Origin of the sequence: Fictibacillus arsenicus (assembly GCF_001999465.1) — a bacterium.
Lineage (GTDB): Bacteria > Bacillota > Bacilli > Bacillales > Fictibacillaceae > Fictibacillus > Fictibacillus arsenicus.
On the sequence record NZ_MQMF01000063.1, the window covers coordinates 1 to 781 of the forward strand.

At 67.3% G+C, this 781-nt stretch carries 1 protein-coding gene and 1 pseudogene; one reads left to right on the plus strand and one right to left on the minus strand.

Annotation, left to right across the window (positions count from 1 at the left end):
* A pseudogene (locus UN64_RS21820) lies at nt 1–194 on the minus strand (hypothetical protein); the annotation flags it as partial.
* 84 nt (nt 195–278) lie between these two features.
* Between UN64_RS21820 and UN64_RS21825 the strand changes: the two are divergent.
* Nucleotides 279–781 (plus strand): TetR/AcrR family transcriptional regulator (locus UN64_RS21825; protein ID WP_077365983.1); only part of this gene is annotated, 503 nt, incomplete at its 3' end.

A 781-nucleotide genomic window follows, 5' to 3' on the forward strand; every position in this document is an offset into this window, starting at 1 on the left:
AGGGTGTAGGCGGCGACCACCCAGGTCACGGCCTCGCGCGACAGGCCCAGGTCGATGGTCATCTGCGGCAACGCGACCGCCACGACCGTCACGTCGAGGATCAGCATGAACTGTGCGGTGCCCAGCAGAGCTAGCGCCAGCCATCGTCGTGGGTGGGCGTCCACAGTGTCCGCGGGTGAAGCGTTGGTCGTCATCAGGACTCCTAACTCAAGCAGTGGTGTACGGGATGTAACCGCTACACTATCTCATGCATTCCCGTACGAGTTATGAGGTGGCGTATGCCAACGAAGAAGGACACGGCCAGGAGCGGCTCCCGAGGCGCGGCCGAGACCGCACCGCGGGCGGCGAATCAGCGGGCGGACGCACAGCGGAACAGGGCGAAGATGTTGGCTGCGACTGTGACCGCGATCCGCAAGGACCCCGACGCCTCGGTCGCCGACATCGCCGCCGAGGCCGGCGTGGGCCGGATGACGCTGTATGGGCACTTCCAGAACCGCGCCGAGCTGATCGATGCCGCCCTGGTGGAAAGCATCGAACGCGGCGAGGAGGTGCTCAGCGAGGTTCCCTTGGGCGGCGACGCGAGCGAGGCGTTCCGTCGCCTGGTTGCCTCTAGCTGGCTGCTCGTCGACCAGTCACGTGCCCTACTGGCAGCCGCGCAGAAAGAGCTCCCCGCCGCCCGCATCCGCGAGATGCACGAGAAGGCCGAGGCTCGCATGCGTGACCTGCTGCTGCGCGGCCAGCGCGAGGGCGCGTTCCGCAGCGATCTGCCGGTGACCTGGCT